This window comes from Pseudomonas sp. NPDC098747 (genome assembly GCF_044760045.1).
Classification (GTDB): Bacteria; Pseudomonadota; Gammaproteobacteria; order Pseudomonadales; family Pseudomonadaceae; genus Aquipseudomonas.
Genome location: NZ_JBIWAL010000117.1, coordinates 939 through 4,653, shown reverse-complemented (window position 1 = coordinate 4,653; position 3,715 = coordinate 939). Strand labels below are relative to the sequence as shown.

2 protein-coding genes and 1 pseudogene are annotated in these 3,715 nt (G+C 57.0%); all 3 read right to left on the bottom strand.

What is annotated here, in order from left to right; genetic code table 11:
* Positions 1-23 precede the first annotated feature (23 nt).
* Positions 24-1,028 (bottom strand): annotated as a pseudogene (gene recF, locus ACIQVE_RS29175) (DNA replication/repair protein RecF); the annotation flags it as partial.
* A 14-nt stretch (positions 1,029-1,042) separates the two neighbouring features.
* On the bottom strand, positions 1,043-2,146 hold the full coding sequence (gene dnaN / locus ACIQVE_RS29170; RefSeq protein ID WP_402815362.1) for a DNA polymerase III subunit beta: 1,104 nt from the start codon (positions 2,144-2,146) through the stop codon (positions 1,043-1,045).
* A 39-nt stretch (positions 2,147-2,185) separates the two neighbouring features.
* Positions 2,186-3,661, bottom strand: coding sequence for a chromosomal replication initiator protein DnaA (gene dnaA, locus ACIQVE_RS29165; RefSeq protein ID WP_402815360.1), 1,476 nt, complete (start codon positions 3,659-3,661; stop codon positions 2,186-2,188).
* Positions 3,662-3,715: the final 54 nt, after the last annotated feature.

The following is a 3,715-nucleotide window of genomic DNA, read 5'->3' as shown; positions in this document are numbered from 1 at the left end:
AATCATACCCACAAAAAATAGATATCAACACAGAATAAAAAAAAATCCCAACAAAACTCTAAAACCAACACGCACAACGCGCGACGGTGGTTCTCGTCCAGTTCGGACGGCAAGTCATCCACCAGATAAATACACTGACCGCGACGGGCCTGGCTCACCAGATGCCCTTGGGCAATCCGCAAGGCACAGACCACCAACTTCTGCTGACCCCGGGACAAGATGTCCGCGGCGTTGTGTGCGCCCAATCTAAGACGCAAATCAGCCCGTTGAGGCCCAGCTTGGGTATGGCCCATCTGCTGATCCCGTTGCAGGGATCCAGCAAGTACGGCACTCAATTCCCGGTCTTTGTCCCAACCTCGGTAATAGCTGAGCGTCAAACCTTCGAGCTCAACCAGTTCGCTCAAGATTTGTTCAAAGACTGGTTTCAAGGCTTTGATGTAAGCGCGGCGGTATTCATCGATTTCAGCGCTGGCCTGGCACAGTTCCCTGTCCCAAACCGCTTGTGAAACGGCGTCAAGTGTACCATGCCGCAGCCAAGAGTTTCTCTGGCGCAGGGCCTTCTGCAAGCGCTGCCACGTGGACATGAACCGTGGTTCGACGTGGAACACGCCCCAATCGAGAAACTGTCGGCGAATCTTCGGCGCACCTTCCAGCAAGCGGAAGCTGTCCGGGTTGATCAGCTGCAGCGGCAGGATTTCCGCAAGTTGCGCGGCGCTACGGGCATTCTGACCGTCGATGCGGATCTGAAATTCGCCCTGACGATCGCGTGATATCCCCAAGGCACTGTGGCCACCCTCGGCCAATTCGACCTGACCGAACACGGTGCATGCAAGTTGCTCGTACTGGATGACGGGCAACAGCCGCGTGCTACGAAATGAACGGGCAAGCCCCAGCAGGTGAATGGCTTCCAGAACACTGGTTTTGCCGCTGCCGTTGGCGCCGTAAAGGATGTTGATGCGGGGGGAGGGGGAGAAGGTCACCGGGTGCAGATTGCGCACCGCGGTGACCGAAACACGACTTAAGGACATCCAGGATCAGCTGATTACAGACGCATCGGCATGACAACGTAAGCCGAATCGTCGTTGTCGGACTCTTGCACCAGTGCACTGCTGTTGGAGTCGGACAAGATCAGACGAACCTGCTCGGTGGTCATCACGCCCAGCACGTCGAGCAAGTAGCTCACGTTGAAGCCAATTTCCAGAGAGCCGCCGTTGTATTCAACGCCCACTTCTTCTTCCGCCTCTTCCTGCTCCGGGTTGTTGGCCTGGATCTTCAACTGACCATTGGCCAGTTGAAGGCGAATACCGCGGTATTTCTCGTTGGACAGAATCGCGGTACGGCTGAATGCTTCACGCAGCGCCTGACGATCGCCCAGCACCAGCTTGTCGCCACCCTTTGGCAGAACGCGCTCGTAATCCGGGAACTTGCCGTCGACCAGTTTCGAGGTAAAAGTGAATTCACCGGTGGTGGCGCGAATGTGATGCTGACCCAACACGATGCTGACAATGCCGTCCGGCTCGGTGAGCAGACGCGCCAGTTCGAGGATACCTTTGCGCGGCACGATCACCTGGTGGCGATCCGGCTGACCGATATCGGCCTTCATCGAGCACATCGCCAGGCGGTGACCATCGGTGGCCACTGCACGGATGATGCCTTCCGAGACTTCGAGCAGCATACCGTTGAGGTAGTAACGCACGTCCTGCTGGGCCATGGCGAAGCTGGTACGTTCGATCAGACGACGCAACCTGCTTTGCTCGAGGCTGCAGGTCAGCGAGCCCGGGCCTTCTTCAACAGTCGGGAAATCATTGGCCGGCAGGGTCGACAGGGTGAAGCGGCTACGACCGGCCTTCACCACCAGCTTCTGCTCGTCGACCTTGATGTCGATCAGGGCATCGTTGGGCAGGCTCTTGCAGATATCCATCAGCTTGCGCGCAGGCACGGTGATGGAACCTGTTTCAGCCGGCTCCTCAAGTTGCACACGACCGACCAATTCGACTTCCAGGTCGGTACCGGTCAGCGACAATTGCTGGCCTTCGACAACTAGCAGCACGTTGGAGAGTACCGGCAAGGTCTGTCGGCGCTCGACGACGCCTGCGACCAGTTGCAGGGGTTTCAACAGGGCTTCGCGTTGAATGGTGAAATGCAGGGTCTAGTCCCTTGCCTTAATCAGCTGCGCTGGTGTTCATCAAGTGCTCAGGGTACTCAGCAGGTTCTTGTAGTCCTCGCGGATGTCCGCGTCGGATTCCTTAAGTTCGTTGATCTTGCGGCAGGCGTGCAAAACAGTCGTGTGGTCGCGACCGCCAAACACATCACCGATTTCCGGCAGGCTGTGGTTGGTCAGTTCTTTAGACAGCGCCATTGCGACCTGACGCGGACGAGCCACCGAGCGCGAACGACGCTTGGACAGCAAGTCGGAAATCTTGATCTTGTAGTACTCGGCGACGGTGCGCTGAATGTTATCCACAGAGACCAGTTTGTCCTGCAACGCCAACAGGTCTTTCAGGGATTCGCGAATCAGTTCGATGGTGATGTCGCGGCCCATGAAGTGCGAGTGGGCGATCACGCGTTTCAAAGCACCTTCCAGCTCACGGACGTTGGAGCGAATGCGCTGAGCAATGAAGAACGCTGCATCGTGTGGCAAATCGACTTTGGCCTGGTCGGCCTTTTTCATCAAGATCGCTACACGGGTTTCCAGTTCCGGCGGCTCGACGGCAACCGTCAGGCCCCAGCCGAAGCGGGATTTCAGGCGTTCTTCAAGGCCTTCGATTTCTTTCGGGTAGCGGTCACTGGTGAGAATGACCTGCTGACCACCTTCAAGCAGGGCGTTGAAGGTGTGGAAAAACTCTTCCTGCGACCGTTCCTTACGGGCGAAGAACTGAATGTCGTCGATCAGCAAGGCATCCACCGAACGGTAGAAACGTTTGAATTCGTTGATCGCGTTCAGTTGCAGCGCCTTGACCATGTCGGCCACGAAACGCTCGGAATGCAGGTACACGACCTTGGCATTCGGGTTCTTCTTTAATAGGTGGTTACCCACCGCGTGCATCAAGTGGGTTTTACCCAGGCCAACACCACCATAAAGGAAGAGTGGGTTGTAGCCATGCTTGGGGTTATCCGCCACCTGCCAGGCCGCCGCGCGGGCGAGCTGGTTGGACTTACCTTCGACGAAGTTTTCAAAGGTGAACGTTCGGTTCAGGTAACTGGTGTGCTTGAGCGCGCCTTCGACCTGCACGGTGCGTTGTTCGGCGCGAACCGGAGCCTGCTGCGACGCAGCACCGGCCATCGGGTCGAAGCTGTCGCGGGACGGCTCTTCGCTGACTTCAGCGGTTTTCTGCGTCGAACGCTTCGCCGAAGTTGGCGCAGGGGCCGGCGCTGGCATGCTTGCCGGCGCGTTGTTGGCATGGGCCAGAGAAGCCTGCGCTGCTGCCAACGGGGCATTCGGTGCCGCACGCGGAGCCGAACTGCGTTTGCTGCCTATTAATAAGGAAAGCGCCGGCGCCATACCGTTGCCGTGCTCATCCAGCAGTTCAAGGACGCGCCCGAGGTACTTTTCGTTGACCCAGTCCAGCACAAAACGGTTCGGTGCGTAGACGCGCAACTCGTCGCCTTCGGCTTCGACCTGTAGTGGACGGATCCAGGTGTTGAATTGTTTTTCATGCATATCCTAGAGCTATATATACAAGAAATGATTCATAATTTCGTATGACTTTTATTT